We start from the raw sequence: 20,061 nt of genomic DNA on the forward strand, positions 1-20,061 counted from the left end.
GGCCGTGCGTTGAGGACCGACGTCAGGGGGAAGAGCATGACGATCAGCCGCAGGACGCTGCTGGGCGCGGGTGCCGGGGCCGGGGTCGCGGTGGTGAGCGCGTGCGGGTCCAACACCGGGCGTGGCGGCGGGGGTTCGGGCGGGACGGCGCTCGCGCAGTGGTATCACCAGTACGGGGAGCCGGGGACCGAGCAGGCCGTCGAGCGGTATGCCGCCGCCTACAAGAAGGCGCACGTCACGGTGCAGTGGCGGCCGGGGGACTACGACCGGCAGACCGCCGCCGCGCTGCTCACCGACTCCGGGCCCGATGTCTTCGAGGTCAACGGGCCCTCCCTCGACCAGATCCAGGGCCGGCAGGTGGAGGACCTGACCGAGCTGGTGGCGGGGGTCAAGGACGACTTCAACAGCGCCGTGCTCGCGCCCAAGACGTACCGGGGGCGGGTCTACGGGATTCCGCAGACCATCGACATGCAGATGCTCTACTACCGCAAGAGTCTGCTGGCCGACGCCGGGGTGCGGCCGCCCGAGAGCCTCGACGAACTGGTGGACGCGGCGCGCGAGCTGACCAGCAGGAAGGTGAAGGGGCTCTTCCTCGGGAACGACGGGGGCGCGGGCGTGCTCGGCGGAACTCCCCTGTACGCGGCGGGACTCCGGCTGGTCACGGAGGACGGCAAGGCCGGCTTCGACGATCCGGCCGCCGCCCGCACCCTCGGCAAGCTGCGCCGGCTGTACGCGGAGAAGTCCCTGCTGCTGGGCGCTCCCGCCGACTGGTCCGACCCGTCCGCCTTCCTCCAGGGGCTGACCGCGATGCAGTGGTCCGGGCTGTGGGCGCTGCCGCAGGTGCAGAAGGAACTGGGCGACGACTTCGGGGTGCTGCCGTTCCCCAAGGACGGCGCCGCCGGCCGGCCCTCCGTGCCCGTCGGGGCGTACGGCGCCGCCGTCAGCGCGCGCGGCAGGCACAAGGAGGCCGCCAAGGAGTACGTGAAGTGGCTGTGGGTCGAACGGACCGACTACCAGGAGGACTTCGCCCTCTCCTACGGGTTCCACATCCCGGCCCGGATCTCCCTCGCCAAGAAGGCCGCCAAGCTGCGGACCGGCGCCGCCGCCGACGCCGTGCGGTTCACCACCGAGCACGGCTACGCCCAGCCGCTGCTGTGGACCCCCGCGAGCCAGGTCGCCTACCAGGACGCGCTCAGCCGGATCATCAAGGACGGGGCGAACCCGGAGAACGAACTGCGCACCGTCGTACGGAAGGTGTCCGCCGAACTCGACCGCGTCACGCACACGTCGTGAGGCGCCGAAGGGTCCTGTGGTTCTGGGTCTTCGTGGGCCCATTCACGATCGGGCTCGCGCTGTTCACCTACGTTCCGCTGCTGTGGAGCGTCGGCCTGAGCTTCTTCGACGCGCACAACACCGTGACGCCCACGCACTTCGTCGGCCTGGACAACTACGTGTCGATGCTCCGGGACGACGCGTTCACCGGCAGCCTGCGCACGTTCCTCGTCTTCACCGCGTTCATCGTGCCCGTCACCTTCGCCCTGTCCCTCGCCCTCGCCCTGATGGTCAACCGGGTGCGGCGGGCCCGCGCCTTCTTCCGGTCGGTGTTCTTCCTGCCCGCCGCGTGCAGCTACGTCGTGGCCGCCCTGATCTGGAAGATGTCGATCTTCAACGGGGTGCGGTTCGGGCTCGCCAACACCCTGCTCGGCTGGTTCCACACCGACCCCGTGGCCTGGCTGTCGACCACCGATCCGCCGTGGTACTGGCTGGTCATCGTGACCGTACGGCTGTGGCTGCAGGCCGGGTTCTACATGATCCTGTTCCTCGCCGGGCTCCAGCGGATCGACCCGGTGCTCTACGAGGCCGCCGCCGTGGACGGGGCCCGGCCCGGCTGGACCGTGCTGCGGCACATCACCCTGCCCCAGCTGCGGGCCACCTCGGTCGCGGTGGCGCTGCTGCTCGTCGTCAACGCCTTCCAGGCCTTCGACGAGTTCTACAACCTGCTGTCGGACGCGCGGGGTTACCCGCCGTACGCCCGCCCGCCGCTCGTCTACCTCTACTACACCGCCCTCGGGCAGGGGCAGAACCTGGGGCTCGGCAGCGCGGGGGCCGTGATCCTCGCGCTGATCATCGCCGTCGTCACCGTGGGGCAGGCGCGCTGGCTGCGGCTGGGAAGGACGGAAGCCGATGGATGACGCCCTGGTACGGGCCGGACGGGCGCTGCGCGCGGTGCTGCTCGTGGTGCTCGCGCTGCTCTTCCTGATCCCCTTCTACCTGCTGGTCCGCAACGGGCTGTCCAGCGAGCGGGACATCACCTCGCCCTCCTGGACCCTCTTCCCGGGCGAGGTGCGGTGGGGCAACGTACGGGAGCTGTTCGACGACCCGTCCGTGCCGTTCGCCCGCTCGCTGCTCAACTCCGCGCTGATCGCCGTCGCCACGACCCTCGGCACCCTGCTGCTGGCCTCCCTCGCCGGGTACGGCCTCGCCCGCATCCCCTACCGGCACGCGAACAAGGTGTTCTACGGCATCCTCGGCACCCTCCTGGTCCCGGCCGCCGTCACCTTCGTCCCGAGCTTCGTGCTGGTGTCCACCCTGGGCTGGATCTCCACGCTGCGCGGCCTGATCGTGCCGACCCTGTTCTCGGCGTTCGCCTGCTTCGTCTTCCGGCAGTACTTCCTGGGCTTCCCCAGGGAACTGGAGGACGCGGCGCAGGTCGACGGGCTCGGCTACTGGCGGACGTACTGGCTGGTGGTCGTGCCGAACGCGCGGCCGGTGTTCGCGGCGGTCGGCACCATCGTCTTCCTCGGCGCCTGGAACTCCTTCCTGTGGCCGCTGGTGATCGGGCAGGACCAGAGCGCCTGGACGGTCCAGGTGGCGCTGTCCTCCTTCACCACCGCCCAAGTGGTGCGGCTGCACGAGCTGTTCGTCGCGGCGGCGGTGTCGATCCTGCCGCTGCTGCTGGTGTTCCTGTGCTTCCAGCGGTGGATCGTGGCGGGCGTGGAGCGCTCGGGGATCGACTGACCCCGGCCGCTCAGCGGCTGCCCGTCAGATGGGCGAAGACGACCACGTTGCCCTGGTAGCCGGTGGTCTTCGAGTAGCCGCCGCCGCAGGTGATCACGCGCAGCTCGGGGCGGCGGGCGGCGCCGTAGACCTTGCGGTCGGGGAAGGCGCTGGCGGCGTAGACCTCGACGGCGTCCACGGTGAACTCGGCCACGGTGCCGTCCCGGCGGTCGATCTCGATCCGGGCGTCCCGCTTGAGCGCGCCGAGGTCGTAGAAGACGGCCGGGCCCTCCGTGTTGTCCACGTGTCCGGCGACGATCGCGGTGCCGGTCTCACCCGGCATGGTGCCGGCCTCGTACCAGCCGGCCAGGTTCTTGTCCTGCGCGGGCGGCACGTCCAGGCTGCCCGAGGGGGTGAGGGCGAGGCCCATCAGGGGCGCGTTCACCCGGATCGACGGGATGCGGATGCGCAGCGGCGGGGACGGCGGGAGCGAGGGCGCGGCGAGGCGTTGTCCGCCGGGGTCGGGCCGGCCCTCGGCGGCCGTCGGCTGCGGGGGCGCGTGGGTGTCGCCGAGCAGCCAGACCCCCGTGGCCAGGGCCACGACGGTGACCGCGGCTATCGCGGTGTCCCCGAGCCTGCGCGCCCGGCGCCCGCGGACCCGGCGGGTGCCACGGGCACGGCTCCCCGGCAGGCGTGTGCTGCGCATACCAACCCCTCTCCCGGGGGTGGACCCCCGCAGTGGACCTGGGGCGGCCCCGCCCGGTGCGGCGGGACCCCCTCCCCCTCCGGGCCGCGAGGGGCATCGGACCCGGAGGGGGCGGGACGTGCGGTACCGGCGGACGGACAGCGGAGGGTGTCCGTCAGATCCCGTCGCCTCTCGCCCGGCGATGCAGGAGCCAGGTACCGCCCGCGGCTGCGACGGCCAGTGCCGCCACGCCCGCCGCGGTCTGCACGGGGTCGGGGCCGAGTGCGCCGCCGACCCCCGTCTTCACGCTTCCCCGCGGCTGCACCTGGTCGTGCGCCGCGCTCAGGGCCACCACCAGGTCGCCCGTCACCTGCCTGCTGCCCTCCGCGCACTTGGCGACGATCTCGTACGTCCCCGGCTGCGCGCTCGGCGGCACCTGGAACTGGCCGATCGCCTCGCCCTGGTGCGTGGTCGGCGCCAGGGTGAAGACACCGGCGCCCACCGCGCCCGCGTCCCCGGTCGCGCCGCCCTTCTCCCCGCACGCGGCGGTGTTCACCGTGACCTGGCCGCCCGGGATCGCGGTGGCCGGATACACCTCCAGGCTGCCCGTGGGGGCGCCGTAGGGCCGGGCCGCCGGCCGCGGCGCGCCGCCGTGGGCGGGCGCGGTGGCGAGCGCCGCCGTGGCCACGGTGAGCGCGGTACCGGTCAGCAGACGGGCGGTGCGTCGCATGGTGCTCCCCGAGCTTGTCCGACTGATGTGCTGTGCCTGATGTGCTGTGTGCCCTTCCGAGGTAACGGGGTGATGGCCGGATCCGCTTGCCGAGAGATCGTCGGGACTGCGGTGAACGGGTGGCGGGCCGGGTGCCCGTACGGCGTAGCCGTCGGGGAGTTCCGGCAGGTCAGGGGCGGTCTGCCGGGAAATGGGAGAAGAAAGTACGAAGAACACACGAATGGAGCGACGGGAGCGGTCGAACGGGTGACCGGGCCCCGCCCCGGCCGTCCGCACCGCCAGAGGGGCATGCGCCGGATCTGTACCGCCCGGGTGAACCGGAACGAACCCCGACGGTAGGAAGATCTTGACTCCGGATGCGGCCGCGGTTAGTTTTTGACGCGCCTTCGGGGGAAGGTGCCATGGAACCGGGGGCTCTTTGACCGGAACGCCGGCCGCGACAGGCCTGAGAAGTTCCTGATTCTTCTGCGCGGTGTCGCAGTCATCGCATTCCTCGTTCAAAGCCTTCGGCGGTTCGCCGTGCGGCGTCAGGGGCCTCGCGCGGCCGCTAACCTCTGTCATGCCCATGATTAGGCGCCCGGTTGCTCGCTGAGGGCCACCCCCCAGCGGAGGGAAGTGGAGAGCATGGAGAACGTCGAGGTCATCGATCTGGAGGACGACATCGGCGAGTCCGAGTCCGCCGAGGACGGCGCCGCGCCCGCCACCTCCCGCACGACCGTCTCGCTCGTCATCTTCGACTGCGACGGCGTACTCGTCGACAGCGAGCCGATCGCGGTGCGCACCCATGTCGCCCTGGGCGCCGAACTGGGCTGGCCGCTGAGCGAGTCCGACGTCATGAACCGCTTCGTCGGCCGCTCGACCACCTCGATCGGCGAGCAGATCGCCGAGCGCCTCGGCGCCGAGACCGCCCGGATCTGGGACGAGCGGTTCCGGGAGATGCACGCCCGGGCGGTGGACGAGGACCTGACCGCGGTCGACGGCATCACCGAGGCCCTGGACGGCCTGGAGGCCGCGGGACTCGGGGCCCCGCACTGGTGCATCGCCTCCAGCGGCAGCCACGAGAAGATGCGGCACACCCTCGGCCGGGTCGGCCTCTACGAGCGGTTCGAGGGGCGCGTCTTCAGCGCCCACGAGGTGGCGCGGGGCAAGCCCGCGCCGGACCTCTTCCTGCACGCCGCGCGGCGGATGGGCGTCGAGCCGTCCCGCTGTGTCGTCGTGGAGGACAGCAGGTTCGGCGTCCAGGCGGCCGCCGCCGCCGGGATGCGCTCCTTCGGGTACGCGGGCGGCCTCACCCCGGCCGAATGGCTCACGGGGACGGCGACGGCCGTCTTCACCGACATGCGCCGGCTGCCGGACCTGGTGGCCGCGCACGGCACGAGGGAGGTGCCGGGTGCCGCTGGAGATTGAGCGCAAGTTCCTGCTCGGCGACGAGCCGGTGCCGCCCGCCGTGGCGACCGAGCCCATCGAGCAGGGCTACCTCGCCGTCACCGCGACGGGCACCGAGGTACGGGTGCGCCGCATCGCGGGCCGGTGCGTCCTCGGGGTCAAGCACGGACACGGCGAGCTGTCCCGGGTCGAGGTCGAACTCCCGCTCACCGAGTCGGAGTTCGACGACCTGTGGCCCGCCACGGCGGGTGCCCGGCTGGTGAAGACCCGGCACTCCGTGCCCGTGCGCGACACCCTCGCCCATGTCGACGTGTACGAGCAGGAGCTGTCCGGCCTGCGCACCGTCGAGGTCGAGTTCCCCTCCGAGGAGGCGGCGCGGGCCTTCAGCCCGCCGGAGTGGTTCGGTCCGGAGATCACCGGCGACAAGAAGTACCGCAACCGCCGGCTGGCGACCGAGGGCCTGGGCGAACTCGCGCCCTGAGAGCCGCGGCCGTCGCCCCGCGCCCGCCCGGGCGCGGGGCGACCACCGTTCGCTCAGTTCACGTTGACCGCGCTCCAGGCCGCCGCCACCGCGCTGTACTCCGCGCTGCCGGCGCCGTAGAGGTCCTTGGCCGCGTCGAGGGTGGCCGCGCGGGCGCCCGCGTAGTCGGTGGAGGAGGTCATGTAGACCGTCAGCGCCCGGTACCAGATCTTGCCGACCTTGTCCCGGCCGATGCCGGTGACCGTGGAGCCGTTGTACGTCGGAGAGTCGTAAGCGACGCCGTTGACGGTCTTCGCGCCGCTGCCCTCGGCGAGGAGGTAGGCGAAGTGGTTGGCGACGCCGGACGAGTAGTGGACGTCCAGGCTGCCGACCGAACTGCTCCAGTAGTCCGCCGAGTTGCCGTCCTTGGACGGCCGGTCCATGTAGCGCAGCGCCTTCTGGCCGAAGCCCGGGCGGACGATCTGCTCGCCGATGAGGTAGTCACCGGGGTCGGAGGAGTTGTTCGCGTACCACTCGACCATGGTGCCGAGGATGTCGGAGGTGGCCTCGTTCAGGCCGCCCGACTCGCCCGAGTACGTCAGCCCGGCCGTCGTGGACGTGACGCCGTGCGACATCTCGTGCCCGGCCACGTCCAGCGCCACCAGCGGGCCGAAGGTGGTCCCGTCGCCGTCGCCGTACGTCATGCAGAAGCAGCTGTCGTCCCAGAAGGCGTTGTTGTAGGCGTTGCCGTAGTGGACGCGGTTGTACGAGCCCTTGCCGTCGCCCGCGATGCCGGTGCGGCCGTGCACGTTCTTGTAGTAGTCCCAGGTCTCGTCGGTCCCGTACTGCGCGTCGACCGCGGCCGAGGAGCGGTCGGCGGTGCTGCCCGTGCCCCAGTGGTTGTCGGCGTCCGTGAACAGGGTCGCGGGGGCGCGGCTGATGCAGATGCCGAAGATGCACAGGTCGGTCTTGTTCGCCGCGTCCCCGGTGTAGGTGTTGCCCCGGGTCGGGTCCTTGAGCTGGTACGACGATCCGGACTGCGTCGTCTCCAGCGGCACGGTGCCGCCGTACAGCGACCGGCCGTCGCCGGTGACGGTCTCGATGGCGTCCCAGGCGTCGATCCGCGCGCCGCTGCGGGCGTCGGTGAGCACGGTGCGCGCGACGGGGTTGCCGAGCGGGTCGAGGCCGGCCGCGTCGGTGCGCCAGGCGAGCCGCGGGGCGCCGTGCAGCGCGTCGACCACCAGCCGCGGCTCGGCCGCGACCTGCCGCAGCCGCTCGCCCGGGTGGGCCGCGCGCAGCGCATTCACCGCGAGGCCGGCGGCCTTGGGGGCGGAGACCTCCGGGGTGGTCGAGGGCGGCGCGATCGCGGCCCGGGTGGCCCGGTTCGCGCCGCGATAGTGCCCGTCGGGCCCGAGATGCACGACGAAGTCGCCGCCGAGCACGGGCAGTTTCCGGTACGTGCGCTCGTACCGGACGTGCTGGCTGCCGTCCTCGTCCACGATCACGTCCTTGACCCGGGTGGTCTGCGCGGCGCCGAGCCCGAGGCCCGACGCGTGTGCCACGAGTGCCGCGGCCGCGTGCTCGACGGCGGCGGCCCGGGTGGGTCTCGGGGCGGCCTGGGCGGTGGGGGAGAGGGCGGCTGCCAGCAGGGTCGCGGCGGTGACGGCGACACCGGCGGTGGCGAGACGACGGGTTCCTCGGACGTGCTGCCGTATCCGGCTCATCTGTCTCCTCGGAAAAGGCGCCTGGCGGGGCGTGGGGATGACGCGGGATGCCCTGGATTTAAGGAGACATGACAAGCAATGTCCATAGGGAGTTCACAGGAAGGGCGGGAAGAGGCCGCCTTGTGCCCGGTTCCTACTGCCGGTTCAGGGAGCGCGTGATGCCCGCCGCGATCGTCGTCGCCAGCACCCAGCCCAGGGCGATCAGCAGGTAGGACAGCCACTGGTAGGCGCCGCGCGGCGCGAACGCCGGTTCCTGGCCGAAGTCGATGACGGGCAGCAGCAGGTCGAGGGTGTAGAAGAGCGGGTTGAAGCCGGGGGCCTCGGACGGTTTGAGGGCGGGCGGACGGTGCAGGGCGAAGACGAGGGTGCCCGTGCACAGCAGGAGCAGCAGCCAGCCCGCGGCCCGCATCGGGCGGAAGCCGTAGCCGACGGCCGCGTCCTGGAGGTGGCCCCACAGTCGGGCGTACGGCGGCAGGGTGCGGCGGCGGCGGCGCAGCTTGGCCAGCTGGACGGTGCGGGCCGCGGCGTCGTCCCCCACCGTGCGGTACGCCGTGGCCAACTGCTCGTAAGGGTGCGGGAGATAGCCGTCCGGCTCGCGCTCCAGCAGCGGCAGCCGCTGCTCGGCGGGCAGGTGCGGGGTGAGCACCCGGTAGGCCAGCCCGTCGAGGTGGACCCGGTCCGGCCACACCTCGGGCGGCACGTGCAGCAGGTCGAGCTGGGCGCGGCGCAGATTGACGTCCCCCTCGACCGGCGCGGCCTCCCGCAGCCACAGCTCGCCGATGACGCCGCTGCTGGCGCGCAGGGCCACTCCGCCCGGGTTCGCCAGCCGGGCGTGCGCCAGGTTGAGCTGGCGGGGGATGCGGGCGCCACCCAGATTGACCCGGCCCCTCACGCGCAGCCGCATCGCGTGCAGATCGGTGCCCACCGCCAGGACCTCGGCGTGCAGCGCGGTGTCGCCGGGGGCGTCCAGCACCGCGTCGTTGAGGTTCACCTGCCCGCCGACGACGGCGCCGTTCAGCTGCACCCGGCCGTGCGCCACCAGTCCCGGCGCCCACACGTCCGTGCCCACCTCGGCATGGTTGAGCTGGAGCACGGGCTCCGCCGGGGCCACGCCGGGCGTGCCCAGCGTCGCGCCGTTGGCGAACAACGCCCCCGCCAGCTTCGCCCCTTGCAGCCGCACCGGGCCCGTGAACCGGCAGCAGGTGATGCGCAGGACCCCGTCGGCGCGCAGCGCCCCGGCCGTCAGCCCCGGCAGCACCGAGTCGCTCAGCACCAGGGCGCCCACCCGCGCCCCGTACAGGTCCGGCGCCTGCTCGAAGTGGCAGGAGCGCAGCCGCACGGGGTGGCCGACGGTGCCGTACCGGAGGTCGAGCCGGCCGGTGATGCGGGCGCCCGTCACCTTCAGACCGGCGGTACGGCCCTCCCGTACCGGGCCCGCCAGCAGCAACTCCCGCAGGAACTCCGCCCGCAGGGTGCGTTCGGGCCCCCAGTCGGCGCCCCGCGCGGGATCGTCGTCCCCGTCCTGCGGGGAGTCGGGCCGCTCCCGCAGATCGACCCCCTCGCCGAGCGGGAAGGCGTCCCAGACACGCCGTTCGGCGGGCGTCGGATCCGCGATCTCCACGCTCAGCCGTCCCCGCGCCGGGCCGGACCCCCGGGCGCCGCCAGCGCCTCGGCGATCCCCTGCTCCCGGGGGCCCAGGAACGTCGGGTCCGGCCGGAACACCACGTCCAGCACCGCCTTGCCCGCCGCGAACACCTCGCGCGTGCCGCCGTAGTACCAGGTCGCGTCGTGCTTCGCGTCGACCCCGACGCCGTACGAGTCCACCCCCGCCGCCTCGCACAGCGCCACCGCCCGGCGGATGTGGAAGCCCTGGCTGACCAGCACCGCGCGGTCGACGCCGAAGATCTTCCGGGCCCGCACACAGGAGTCCCAGGTGTCGAACCCGGCGTAGTCGCGCACGACCTTCCCGCCCGGCACGCCGTGCCGGGTGAGGTAGGCGCGCATGGCGTCCGGCTCGTCGTAGTCCTTGCGGCTGTTGTCCCCGGTGACCAGCACGGCCCTGACCCGGCCCGCGTGGTACAGCGCCGCCGCCGCGTCCAGCCGGTGCGCGAGGTACGGCGAGGGCACGCCGTTCCACAGCCCGGCCCCGAACACCACCGCGACCGGCGCCGACGGCACGTCCGCCACCGTGCGCAGCCGGTCCGCCGTGGACGCGAACAGCCAGGTGACCGGGGCCAGCGCCAGCACACAGACGGCCATCACGGCCTGCACCAGCCGCCGCTGCCCGGCGCGGGTGCGCGGCAGGCGCGGTCGACGGATCCTCATACGGCCCCCCTCGGTACGGATTCCGGAGTCCGGTTCCGACCATGGAGGACGCCGCCCGCGCCGATCCGGTTCGCTCCGTTGTGCGATTGCGCTTCACCGAGGCGGCCGGATTCCCCAACGCGCCGTCCGACTGGGCCACCCGGCACCCCCCATTTGTCACCGGTGGCGCTTACTGTCGAAGCATGGCAGGCAGTGCACCCCCCGATCCCTACGGCCCGGCCGCCCTGGAGCGCTGGGCCCCCGAGCCCGACAAACGCCCGGGCCGTACCGCCTTCCAGCGGGACCGGGCCCGCGTCCTGCACTCCGCCGCGCTGCGCCGCCTCGCCGGCAAGACCCAGGTCGTCACCCCGGGCAGCCACAGCCAGGCCTGGGACGCCAGCCCCCGCACCCGGCTCACCCACTCCCTGGAGTGCGCCCAGGTGGGCCGGGAACTGGGCGCCGCCCTCGGCTGCGACCCCGACCTGGTCGAGGCGGCCTGCCTCTCCCACGACCTCGGCCACCCGCCCTTCGGCCACAACGGCGAACAGGCGCTGAACGAGTTCGCGGACGACTGCGGCGGCTTCGAGGGCAACGCCCAGTCCCTGCGGCTGCTCACCCGCATCGAGCCCAAGCGGTTCACCGCGGAGGGCTCCGTCGGCCTCAACCTCACCCGCGCCGCCCTGGACGCCGCCACCAAGTACCCCTGGCCGCGCGGCGCCCACCCCACCGACCCGGCCTCGGCGAAGTTCGGGGTGTACGCGGACGACCGCCCGGTCTTCGACTGGGTCCGGGCCGAGGCCCCCGGCACCCGCACCTGCTTCGAGGCCCAGGTCATGGACTGGTCCGACGACGTGGCCTACTCGGTGCACGACGTCGAGGACGGCCTGCACGCCGGGCACATCGACCCCAACTGCCTGCACGCCGAGCCCGAACGGCAGGCGGTGTTCGAGGTGGCCGTCGGCCGCTACGTCCCGGCCGGCACCGACCCCGCCGAACTCGCCGATGCCCTCGACCGCCTCCAGGCCGAGCCGTGGTGGCCGCACGGCTACGACGGCACCGCGGTCGCCCAGGCCCGGCTGAAGGACGCCACCAGCCAGCTCATCGGCCGCTTCTGCCTGGCCGCCGAGGGCGCCACCCGCGCCGCGTACGGCAGCGGCCGGCTCACCCGCTACGGCGCCGAACTCGTCGTACCCCGCGCGACCCGGATGGAGTGCGCGGTGCTCAAGGCGGTCGCCGACCGGTATGTGATGCAGCGCGCCGAGCAGGAGCGGCTCCGCGCCGACCAGCGGGTCATCGTCGCGGAGCTGGCCGAGGCGCTCACCGCCCGCGCCCCGGACGGCCTGGACCCGCAGTTCCGCGCCCTGTTCGACAAGGCGCCCGACGACCACGCGCGCAAGCGGGTGATCGTCGACCAGATCGCGTCCCTCACCGACGCCTCCGCGCTCTCGCTGCACGCGAGACTGACAGGGCATATGTGAGAGGAACGTGTCACCAGGTGGCCTGATCGGGTCACCCCCCCCCTTCCCGCAGCACGCCCGGTGCGGGACGCTCGCATGTGGCGGCACCCTTACGAGGAGGCAGACAAGTGGTCGACGCGGACCAGACATTCGTGATCGTCGGCGGTGGTCTCGCGGGAGCGAAGGCGGCCGAGACGCTCCGCGCGGAAGGCTTCACCGGCAGGGTGATACTGATCTGCGACGAACGCGACCACCCCTACGAGCGCCCGCCGCTGTCCAAGGGCTTCCTGCTCGGCAAGGAGGAGCGCGACAGCGTCTTCGTGCACGAGCCCGCCTGGTACGCGCGCAACGACATCGAGCTGCACCTCGGCCAGAGCGTCGACCGCATCGACCGTACGGCCAAGACGGTCCGCTACGGCGACGACGGCACCCTCGTCCGCTACGACAAGCTGCTCCTCGCGACCGGCGCCGAGCCCCGCCGCCTGGACATCCCCGGCACCGACCTGGCCGGCGTGCACCACCTGCGCCGCCTCGCCCACGCCGAACGGCTCAAGCGGGTGCTGGCCTCCCTCGGCCGGGACAACGGGCACCTCGTGATCGCCGGCGCCGGCTGGATCGGCCTGGAGATCGCGGCGGCGGCCCGCGAGTACGGCGCGGAGGTCACGGTGATCGAACCGGAGCCGACCCCGCTGCACGGCGTGCTCGGCCCCGAGCTGGGCAACGCCTTCGCCCAGCTGCACCGCGAGCACGGCGTCCGCTTCCACTTCGGGCGCAGGATCACCGAGATCGTCGGCCAGGACGGCATGGTCCTCGCCGTGCGCACCGACGACGGCGAGGAGCACCCGGCGCACGACGTCCTCGCGGCGATCGGCGCCACCCCCCGGACCGCGCTCGCCCAGGCCGCGGGCCTGGAGATCGCCGAACGGGAGCACGGCGGCGGCATCGTGGTGGACGAGCGGCTGCGCACCTCCGACCCCGACATCCACGCGGCCGGGGACGTCGCCGCCTTCCCGCTGGAGCTGTTCGACGACCGGATCCGGGTCGAGCACTGGGCCAACGCCCTCAACGGCGGACCGGCCGCCGCGCGCTCGATGCTCGGCCAGGACTCGGTGTACGACCGGGTGCCCTACTTCTTCACCGACCAGTACGACCTGGGCATGGAGTACAGCGGATGGGCGCCGCCGGGGACGTACGATCAGGTGGTCATCCGAGGCGACATGGGCCGGCGCGAGTTCATCGCGTTCTGGCTGCGCGAGGGCAGGGTGCTGGCCGGGATGAACGTGAACGTGTGGAACGTCACGGACCCGATCCAGAAGCTCGTCCGCGCCCGGAGCCGGGTCGACACCGACGCGCTCGCCGACCCGCACGTCCCTCTGGACCGCCTCCTGCCGTGAGCCCCGGCCGCCCCGGGACCGTCCGCGCGCCCCGTAGAATTCACCCGTGGCAGGACGGATCAACGACGAGGACGTGAAGGCGGTACGGGACGCGGTCCCGATCGACGCCGTGGTCTCCGAGTACCTCCAGCTGCGCAACGCGGGCGGCGGCAACCTCAAGGGGCTGTGCCCGTTCCACGACGAGAAGTCGCCGTCCTTCCAGGTCAGCCCCAGCAAGGGACTCTTCCACTGCTTCGGCTGCCAGGAGGGCGGCGACACCATCACCTTCGTGATGAAGGTGGACCACCTCTCCTTCTCGGAGGCGGTGGAGCGGCTCGCCGCCCAGGCCGGGATCACGCTGCGCTACGAGGAGGGCGGGTACAACCCGGCCCACCAGCGCGGCGAGCGGATCCGGCTGGTCGAGGCGCACAAGATCGCCGCGCAGTGGTACGCCGAGCAGCTGGCCACCAGCCCCGAGGCGGAGACCGGCCGGGTCTTCCTCGCCGAGCGCGGCTTCGACCAGGCCGCGGCGGTGCACTTCGGCGTCGGGTACAGCCCCCAGGGCTGGGACCACCTCACCCGCTATCTGCGCGGCAAGGGCTTCAGCGACAAGGAGCTGATCCTCTCCGGCCTCTCCCAGGAGGGCCGGCGCGGGCCCATCGACCGCTTCCGGGGCCGGCTGATGTGGCCGATCCGGGACATCGGCGGGGACGTCGTCGGCTTCGGCGCGCGCAAGCTCTACGAGTCGGACAACGGCCCCAAGTACCTGAACACCCCCGAGACCGCGATCTACAAGAAGTCGCAGGTCCTGTACGGCATCGACCTGGCGAAGAAGGAGATCGCGAAGGCCAGCCGGGCGGTGGTGGTCGAGGGCTACACCGACGTCATGGCCTGCCACCTCGCCGGGGTGACCACGGCCGTCGCGACCTGCGGCACGGCCTTCGGCGGCGAGCACATCAAGATCCTGCGCCGGCTGCTGATGGACAACGGGTCGGCCCGGGTGATCTTCACCTTCGACGGCGACGCGGCCGGGCAGAAGGCCGCGCTGCGCGCGTTCGAGGACGACCAGAAGTTCGCCGCCGAGACCTACATCGCGATCGCGCCGGACGGCATGGACCCCTGCGAGCTGCGCCTGGCCAAGGGCGACGAGGCGGTGGCCGACCTGGTCGAACCCCGCACCCCGCTGTTCGAGTTCGCGCTGCGGCAGATCGTGAGCCGGTACGACCTCGACACCTCCGGGGGACGGGCCGCCGCGCTGGACGAGGCCGCGCCGATCGTGGCCCGGATCAAGAACAGCGGCGCGCAGCACGAGGTCGCGGTGGAGCTGGCGGGGCTGCTGGGCATCCTGGACACCCAGTTCGTGGTCCGCCGGGTGGCCCAGCTGGCCCGCTGGGCCCGGGACCGCGGCGGCAGGGGCCCCCAGCAGGAGCGCCCGCGCGGTGCGGAACAGCAGTGGGCGTCGGCCCCGCGCTCCACGAACTCCGGCCCGGCCCTCACCCTGCGCAACCCGGTGTACGCCGCCGAACGCGAACTGCTCAAACTCGCCCTCCAGCGCCCCGAGTTGGTCTCCCCGGCGTTCGACGCCTACGGGGTCGACGAGTTCACCGCCCCGCCCTACGCCGCCGTCCGCCAGGCCATCGCGGAGGCGGGCGGCGCCGAGTACGGGGTGGCCGACCCGCAGGAGTACCTGGTCCGTGTCCGGGAGGCCGCGCCGGACGACACCGTGCGCGCCATGGTCACCGAACTGGCCGTCGAACCGATCCTGCGCCGCACCGTGGACGAGACCTACGCCGGCACGGTCCTGGTCCAGATCCGCCGCCGCGCCGTGGAACGCCGCATCCGCGACATCGAGTACCAGATGACCCGTCTCTCCGCCGGCGGCGACCCGGCCCAACTGGCCGCGGTCCAGAACGAGATGTGGGTCCTCCAGCAGTACGACCAGTCACTGCGGGCGAGGGGCGCGGAGGCGCTCTGAGCGGCCGCCGGACGGCGAACGTCAGCAGCGGGTCACGGACCGGACGCAAAAAGTCATCGCACGCCCCTCGTGGGAGCGATGTGCCGTACCCCACACTGTTGGGGGTGCCCGAGTCCGGTGAACATCCTGGAGGTCGCCCTCGTGCAGACCCAGACCCGCACCCCCGCCGACAGCAGCACCGGTGCCCGCGCGGACGAGCCGGACGCGGAGCCCGACGTCCTCGTGGCCGTTCCCCCGCAGGGCCGTGCGCCCCTGCACCCGGAGAGCGGGGGACCCACCGCGGACCTGTTCCGGCAGTACCTGCGCGAGATCGGCCGCATCCCGCTGCTCACCGCCGCCGAGGAGGTCGAACTCGCCCGCCGGGTGGAGGCCGGCCTGTTCGCCGAGGAGAAGCTGGGCAGCACCCCGGACCTGGACAGCGGGCTGGCGCACGACCTGGACCGGCTGGTGGTCATGGGGCGGGTGGCCAAGCGACGGCTGATCGAGGCCAACCTGCGGCTCGTCGTGTCCGTCGCCAAGCGGTACGTGGGGCGCGGGCTGACCATGCTCGACCTCGTCCAGGAGGGCAACCTCGGGCTCATCCGCGCCGTGGAGAAGTTCGACTACGCCCGCGGCTACAAGTTCTCCACCTACGCCACCTGGTGGATCCGCCAGGCCATGTCCCGCGCCCTCGCCGACCAGGCCCGCACCATCCGCGTGCCGGTGCACGTGGTGGAGCTGATCAACCGGGTCGTACGGGTGCAGCGCCGGATGCTCCAGGAGCGGGGGTACGAGCCGACACCCGAGGAGGTCGCCGCCCATCTCGACCTGCCGCCCGAGCGGGTCGGCGAGGTGCTGCGCCTCGCCCAGGAGCCGGTCTCGCTGCACGCCCCCGTCGGCGAGGAGGACGACGTGGCGCTCGGCGACCTCATCGAGGACGGCGACGCCGCGAGCCCCATGGAGTCCGCCGCGTTCCTCCTGCTCAAACAGCACCTGGAGGCGGTGCTGTCCACGCTGGGCGAGCGCGAGCGCAAGGTCGTACAGCTGCGCTACGGCCTCCTCGACGGCCGCCCCCGCACCCTGGAGGAGATCGGCCGCCTCTTCGGCGTCACCCGCGAACGGATACGCCAGATCGAGTCCAAGACCCTCGCCAAGCTCAGGGACCACGCCTACGCGGACCAGCTGAGGGGCTACCTGGACTGACGGAAGGGGGCCGCCTCCCGACGACCCCCTCCTGCCGACTCCCGGTCAGTCGACCTCGGCCACCGCCTGCGCGAACTGCGCCTTGTACAGCCGGGCGTACGCGCCGTCGGCCGCCAGCAGCTCGGCGTGCGCGCCCTGTTCGACGATGGAGCCGTTCTCCATGACGAGGATCGTGTCCGCGTCCCGGATCGTGGAGAGCCGGTGGGCGATCACGAACGACGTGCGCCCGGCGGCGAGTTTGGCCATCGCCTTCTGGATCAGCACCTCGGTGCGGGTGTCCACGGAACTCGTCGCCTCGTCCAGGACCAGGATCACCGGGTCGGACAGGAAGGCCCGCGCGATGGTGATGAGCTGCTTCTCACCGGCGCTCACCCCCGTGCCCTCGTCGTCGATCACGGTGTCGTACCCCTCGGGCAGCGTCCGGATGAACCGGTCGGCGTGCGCCGCCCGCGCGGCCTCCTCGATCTCGCCCCGGGTCACCTTGCGCGAGGCGCCGTACGCGATGTTCTCCGCGATGGTGCCGCCGAACAGCCAGGTGTCCTGGAGCACCATCCCGATCCCGGACCGCAGGTCGTCCCGGGTCATCGTGCGCACGTCCACCCCGTCCAGGGTGATCCGCCCGCCGGAGACGTCGTAGAACCGCATGAGCAGGTTGACCAGCGTGGTCTTGCCCGCGCCCGTGGGACCCACGATGGCCACCGTGTGGCCGGGCTCCACCGTCAGCGAGAGGTCCTCGATCAGCGGCTTCTCCGGGTCGTACCGGAAGGACACGTGCTCCAGCTCCACGCGCCCGCGCAGCTCTGCCGGCCGCTCGCCGGGCACCGGGTCCGCCTCCTGCTCCTCCGCGTCCAGGAGTTCGAAGACCCGCTCGGCCGAGGCCACGCCGGACTGCACCAGGTTCGCCATGGAGGCGACCTGCGTCAGCGGCATCGAGAACTGCCGCGAGTACTGGATGAAGGCCTGCACATCACCGATGGACAGCGCGCCGGACGCGACCCGCAGGCCGCCGACGACCGCCACCAGCACGTAGTTCAGGTTCGACACGAACATCATCAGCGGCTGCATCACCCCGCTGTTGAACTGCGCCTTGAACGCGGCCTGGTACAGCGCCTCGTTCTGCTCGGCGAACTGCTTCGCCGACTCCTCCTGCCGCCCGAACACCTTCACCAGCGTGTGCCCGGTGTACATCTCCTCCACATGGGCGTTGAGCTTGCCCGTGGAACGCCACTGCTGCACGAAGTGCGGCTGCGAGCGCTTGCCGACCCGGGTGGCGACGAGGAAGGACAGCGGCACGGTCACCAGCGCGACCAGCGCCAGGATCCAGGAGACGTAGAACATCATCAGCAGCACGCCGATGATGGTCAGCACCGAGTTGATCAGCTGGCCCATCGACTGCTGGAGCGTCTGCCCGATGTTGTCGATGTCGTTGGTGGCCCGCGACAGCACCTCGCCGCGCTGGCGCTTGTCGAAGTACGACAGCGGCAGCCGCGACAGCTTCGTCTGCACGGACTCGCGCAGCCGGTACATCGTGCGGTTCACGGTCCGGTTGACCAGCCGGGTGGCGACGGCCATCAGCAGGCCGGCGACCAGGAAGGTGCCGAGCGCCAGCAGCAGGACGTCGCCGACCGCGCCGAAGTCGATGCCCTTGCCGGGCGTGAAGTCGGTGCTCTGGAGCATGTCCGCGACGGAGCCCTTGCCGCTGGCCCGCATCCCGGCCAGCACCTGCTCCTTGGTGGCCCCGGCGGGCATCTGCCGGCCGATGATGCCGGCGAACACCAGGTCGGTGGCCTTGCCGAGGATCTTCGGCCCGACCACGCTCAGCGTCACGCTGACGACCACGCACAGCAGCAGGATGCCGACGGTGACCCGCTCCGGCCGGAACTGCGCGACCAGCCGCTTGCCGGACCCCTTGAAGTCCATCGACCGCTGGTCGGGACTCCCTCCGGCCATCATGCGTCCCATGGGCCCGGCCATCAGGCGGCCTCCGCTTCCGTCAGCTGGGAGAGCACGATCTCCCGGTAGGTCTCGTTGCCCGCCATCAGCTCCTGGTGCCGGCCGGAGCCGACCACCCGGCCCTCGTCCAGGACGATGATCCGGTCCGCGTCCCGGATGGTCGCCACCCGCTGGGCGACGATCACGACGGTCGCCTCCGCGGTCTCCTGGGCCAGCGCGGCGCGCAGGGCCGCGTCGGTGGCGTAGTCGAGCGCGGAGAAGGAGTCGTCGAAGAGGTAGATCTCCGGGCGCTGCACGAGGGTGCGCGCGATGGCGAGCCGCTGGCGCTGGCCGCCCGACACATTGGTGCCGCCCTGGGCGATCGGCGCCTCCAGGCCGCCCTCCAGCCCGGACACGAACTCCTTGGCCTGCGCCACCTCCAGCGCGTGCCACAGCTCCTCGTCCGTGGCCTCCGGATTGCCGTAGCGCAGGTTGCCGGCGACGGTGCCCGCGAACAGATAGGGCTTCTGCGGGACCAGCCCGACCGTCCGGGCCAGCAGCGCGGGCTCGACCTCGCGGACGTTCACGCCGTTCACCAGGACCTCGCCCTCGGTGGCGTCGAACAGCCGGGGGACCAGCCCGAGCAGGGTGGACTTGCCGCTGCCGGTGGAGCCGATCACGGCCGTGGTCTCACCGGGCCGGGCCACCAGCTCGACGGAGCGCAGCACCGGCTCCTCGGCCCCCGGATAGCGGAAGCCGGCCGCGCGGATCTCCAGGTGCCCGTGCCGGCGCAGCTCGGTGACCGGCGCGAGCGGCGGCAGCACGCTGGAGCCGGTCTCCAGCACCTCCTGGATGCGCTCGGCGCACACCTCCGCGCGCGGCACCATCATGAACATGAAGGTGGCCATCATCACGGACATCACGATCTGCATCAGATAGGCGAGGAAGGCGGTCAGGTCGCCGATCTGCATCCCGCCGCTGTCGATGCGGTGCGCGCCGAACCACACCACCGCGATGGACGACACGTTCACCACGGTCATCACCATCGGGAACATCAGCGACAGCAGCCGTCCGGTGGCCAGCTGCATCTCGGTCAGCTCGCCGTTGACCCGGCCGAAGCGGGCCCGCTCGTACTCGTCGCGGACGAAGGCGCGGATCACCCGGTTGCCGGTGATCTGCTCGCGCAGCACCCGGTTCACCTTGTCGAGGCGGGTCTGCATGGTGCGGAACAGCGGCCGCAGCCGGCGCACGATCAGCGTCACACAGACCGCCAGCACCGGGACGACCGCGACCAGCACCCCGGACAGCGGCACGTCCAGGCCGAGGGCCAGCACGATGCCGCCGACGCACATGATGGGCGCCGAGACCATCAGCGTGAACGTCATCAGGACCAGCATCTGGACCTGCTGCACGTCGTTGGTCGTACGGGTGATGAGCGAGGGCGCGCCGAACTGCCCCACCTCGCGGGCGGAGAAGGACTGCACCCGGTCGAAGACGGCACCGCGCACGTCCCGGCCGAGCGCCGAGGCGGTCCGCGCGCCCAGGTACACGGCACCGATGTTGCACACGACCTGCACCAGCGAGATGCCGATCATCAGGGCGCCGAACGACAGGATGTAGCCCGTGTCGCCCTTCACGACGCCGTTGTCGATGATGTGGGCGTTCAGGGTGGGCAGGTAGAGGGTGGCGCAGGTCTGCACGAACTGGAGCAGCACCTGCACGGTGATGGGTTTCTTGTAGGGCCTGAGATAGGTCCGTAGAAGTCGTATGAGCACGCTGCGTCTCTCGGAGTCGGCGACAGGGGCAGGTCGGTGTGCCCTTGGCCCCTATCGTCGGACACTCCACCCGCGTTACCT

At 72.1% G+C, this 20,061-nt stretch carries 16 protein-coding genes; 9 read left to right on the forward strand and 7 right to left on the reverse strand.

Annotation, left to right across the window (positions count from 1 at the left end; all coding sequences use genetic code 11):
• The first annotated feature begins 36 nt into the window (after positions 1–36).
• From FRZ03_RS26895 to FRZ03_RS26905, 3 genes are read left to right on the forward strand one after another with little or no spacing between them, the layout of a single operon-like run.
• A complete protein-coding gene (locus tag FRZ03_RS26895; RefSeq protein WP_186785629.1) occupies positions 37–1,293 on the forward strand; it encodes an ABC transporter substrate-binding protein in 1,257 nt (418 codons plus the stop codon).
• Positions 1,290–2,192, forward strand: a complete 903-nt coding sequence (locus tag FRZ03_RS26900; RefSeq protein WP_146467723.1) for a carbohydrate ABC transporter permease — start codon at positions 1,290–1,292, stop codon at positions 2,190–2,192. The genes FRZ03_RS26895 and FRZ03_RS26900 overlap by 4 nt, the downstream gene beginning before the upstream one ends.
• Positions 2,185–3,018, forward strand: a complete 834-nt coding sequence (locus FRZ03_RS26905) for a carbohydrate ABC transporter permease (RefSeq protein ID WP_146467724.1) — start codon at positions 2,185–2,187, stop codon at positions 3,016–3,018. Before FRZ03_RS26900 ends, FRZ03_RS26905 begins: the two co-directional genes overlap by 8 nt.
• 10 nt (positions 3,019–3,028) lie before the next feature.
• Here the strand turns inward: FRZ03_RS26905 and FRZ03_RS26910 are convergent, their stop codons facing one another.
• On the reverse strand, positions 3,029–3,703 hold the full coding sequence (locus FRZ03_RS26910; protein WP_146467725.1) for a class F sortase: 675 nt from the start codon (positions 3,701–3,703) through the stop codon (positions 3,029–3,031).
• A gap of 154 nt (positions 3,704–3,857) precedes the next feature.
• A complete protein-coding gene (locus FRZ03_RS26915; RefSeq protein WP_146467726.1) occupies positions 3,858–4,412 on the reverse strand; it encodes a hypothetical protein in 555 nt (184 codons plus the stop codon).
• A gap of 624 nt (positions 4,413–5,036) precedes the next feature.
• Between FRZ03_RS26915 and FRZ03_RS26920 the strand changes: the two genes are divergently transcribed.
• Complete coding sequence (locus FRZ03_RS26920) at positions 5,037–5,819, forward strand: HAD family hydrolase (RefSeq protein WP_146467727.1); 783 nt, start codon at positions 5,037–5,039, stop codon at positions 5,817–5,819.
• Positions 5,803–6,279 carry a CYTH domain-containing protein gene (locus FRZ03_RS26925; RefSeq protein ID WP_222443412.1) on the forward strand — a complete coding sequence of 159 codons (477 nt, stop codon included), beginning with the start codon at positions 5,803–5,805 and terminating at the stop codon, positions 6,277–6,279. Before FRZ03_RS26920 ends, FRZ03_RS26925 begins: the two co-directional genes overlap by 17 nt.
• Positions 6,280–6,332: 53 nt before the next feature.
• Here FRZ03_RS26925 and FRZ03_RS26930 read toward each other — a convergent pair whose 3' ends face one another.
• From FRZ03_RS26930 to FRZ03_RS26940, 3 genes are all read right to left on the reverse strand, one after another.
• Positions 6,333–7,982 (reverse strand): M4 family metallopeptidase, encoded by a 1,650-nt coding sequence (locus FRZ03_RS26930; RefSeq protein ID WP_146467728.1) that lies wholly within the window; start codon positions 7,980–7,982, stop codon positions 6,333–6,335.
• A gap of 133 nt (positions 7,983–8,115) precedes the next feature.
• Positions 8,116–9,603 (reverse strand): translocation/assembly module TamB domain-containing protein, encoded by a 1,488-nt coding sequence (locus FRZ03_RS26935; RefSeq protein WP_146467729.1) that lies wholly within the window; start codon positions 9,601–9,603, stop codon positions 8,116–8,118.
• Positions 9,604–9,605: 2 nt separating this feature from the next.
• Entirely contained in the window at positions 9,606–10,307 is a 702-nt protein-coding gene (locus FRZ03_RS26940) for a SanA/YdcF family protein (protein ID WP_146467730.1), read from the reverse strand.
• Positions 10,308–10,489: 182 nt separating this feature from the next.
• Between FRZ03_RS26940 and FRZ03_RS26945 the strand changes: the two genes are divergently transcribed.
• The 4 genes from FRZ03_RS26945 (at position 10,490) to FRZ03_RS26960 (ending at position 16,273) form a co-directional block, all read left to right on the forward strand.
• Positions 10,490–11,764, forward strand: a complete 1,275-nt coding sequence (locus FRZ03_RS26945) for a deoxyguanosinetriphosphate triphosphohydrolase (RefSeq protein ID WP_146467731.1) — start codon at positions 10,490–10,492, stop codon at positions 11,762–11,764.
• A 107-nt stretch (positions 11,765–11,871) separates the two neighbouring features.
• Positions 11,872–13,137, forward strand: coding sequence for an NAD(P)/FAD-dependent oxidoreductase (locus tag FRZ03_RS26950; RefSeq protein WP_146467732.1), 1,266 nt, complete (start codon positions 11,872–11,874; stop codon positions 13,135–13,137).
• Positions 13,138–13,183: 46 nt separating this feature from the next.
• Positions 13,184–15,091 (forward strand): DNA primase, encoded by a 1,908-nt coding sequence (gene dnaG, locus FRZ03_RS26955; protein WP_146467733.1) that lies wholly within the window; start codon positions 13,184–13,186, stop codon positions 15,089–15,091.
• Between the two features lie 78 nt (positions 15,092–15,169).
• A complete protein-coding gene (locus tag FRZ03_RS26960; RefSeq protein ID WP_398661177.1) occupies positions 15,170–16,273 on the forward strand; it encodes an RNA polymerase sigma factor in 1,104 nt (367 codons plus the stop codon).
• Positions 16,274–16,318: 45 nt separating this feature from the next.
• Here the strand turns inward: FRZ03_RS26960 and FRZ03_RS26965 are convergent, their stop codons facing one another.
• Both FRZ03_RS26965 and FRZ03_RS26970 read right to left on the reverse strand, forming a co-directional pair.
• Positions 16,319–18,247 (reverse strand): ABC transporter ATP-binding protein, encoded by a 1,929-nt coding sequence (locus FRZ03_RS26965; protein WP_146467734.1) that lies wholly within the window; start codon positions 18,245–18,247, stop codon positions 16,319–16,321.
• Entirely contained in the window at positions 18,247–19,980 is a 1,734-nt protein-coding gene (locus FRZ03_RS26970; protein WP_146467735.1) for an ABC transporter ATP-binding protein, read from the reverse strand. Before FRZ03_RS26970 ends, FRZ03_RS26965 begins: the two co-directional genes overlap by 1 nt.
• Positions 19,981–20,061 lie beyond the last annotated feature (81 nt).

The organism is Streptomyces misionensis, assembly GCF_007896895.1.
Lineage (GTDB): Bacteria > Actinomycetota > Actinomycetes > Streptomycetales > Streptomycetaceae > Streptomyces > Streptomyces misionensis_A.

Bases quoted from the DNA above. Each gene is read 5' to 3' on its own strand.
- FRZ03_RS26895 (WP_186785629.1), top strand. From the start codon at position 37: ATGACGATCAGCCGCAGGACGCTGCTGGGCGCGGGTGCCGGGGCCGGG.
- FRZ03_RS26905 (WP_146467724.1), top strand. From the start codon at position 2,185: ATGGATGACGCCCTGGTACGGGCCGGACGGGCGCTGCGCGCGGTGCTG.
- FRZ03_RS26910 (WP_146467725.1), bottom strand. From the start codon at position 3,703: ATGCGCAGCACACGCCTGCCGGGGAGCCGTGCCCGTGGCACCCGCCGG.
- FRZ03_RS26915 (WP_146467726.1), bottom strand. From the start codon at position 4,412: ATGCGACGCACCGCCCGTCTGCTGACCGGTACCGCGCTCACCGTGGCC.
- FRZ03_RS26920 (WP_146467727.1), top strand. From the start codon at position 5,037: ATGGAGAACGTCGAGGTCATCGATCTGGAGGACGACATCGGCGAGTCC.
- FRZ03_RS26930 (WP_146467728.1), bottom strand. From the start codon at position 7,982: ATGAGCCGGATACGGCAGCACGTCCGAGGAACCCGTCGTCTCGCCACC.
- FRZ03_RS26940 (WP_146467730.1), bottom strand. From the start codon at position 10,307: ATGAGGATCCGTCGACCGCGCCTGCCGCGCACCCGCGCCGGGCAGCGG.
- FRZ03_RS26945 (WP_146467731.1), top strand. From the start codon at position 10,490: ATGGCAGGCAGTGCACCCCCCGATCCCTACGGCCCGGCCGCCCTGGAG.
- FRZ03_RS26960 (WP_398661177.1), top strand. From the start codon at position 15,170: ATGTGCCGTACCCCACACTGTTGGGGGTGCCCGAGTCCGGTGAACATC.
- FRZ03_RS26965 (WP_146467734.1), bottom strand. From the start codon at position 18,247: ATGGCCGGGCCCATGGGACGCATGATGGCCGGAGGGAGTCCCGACCAG.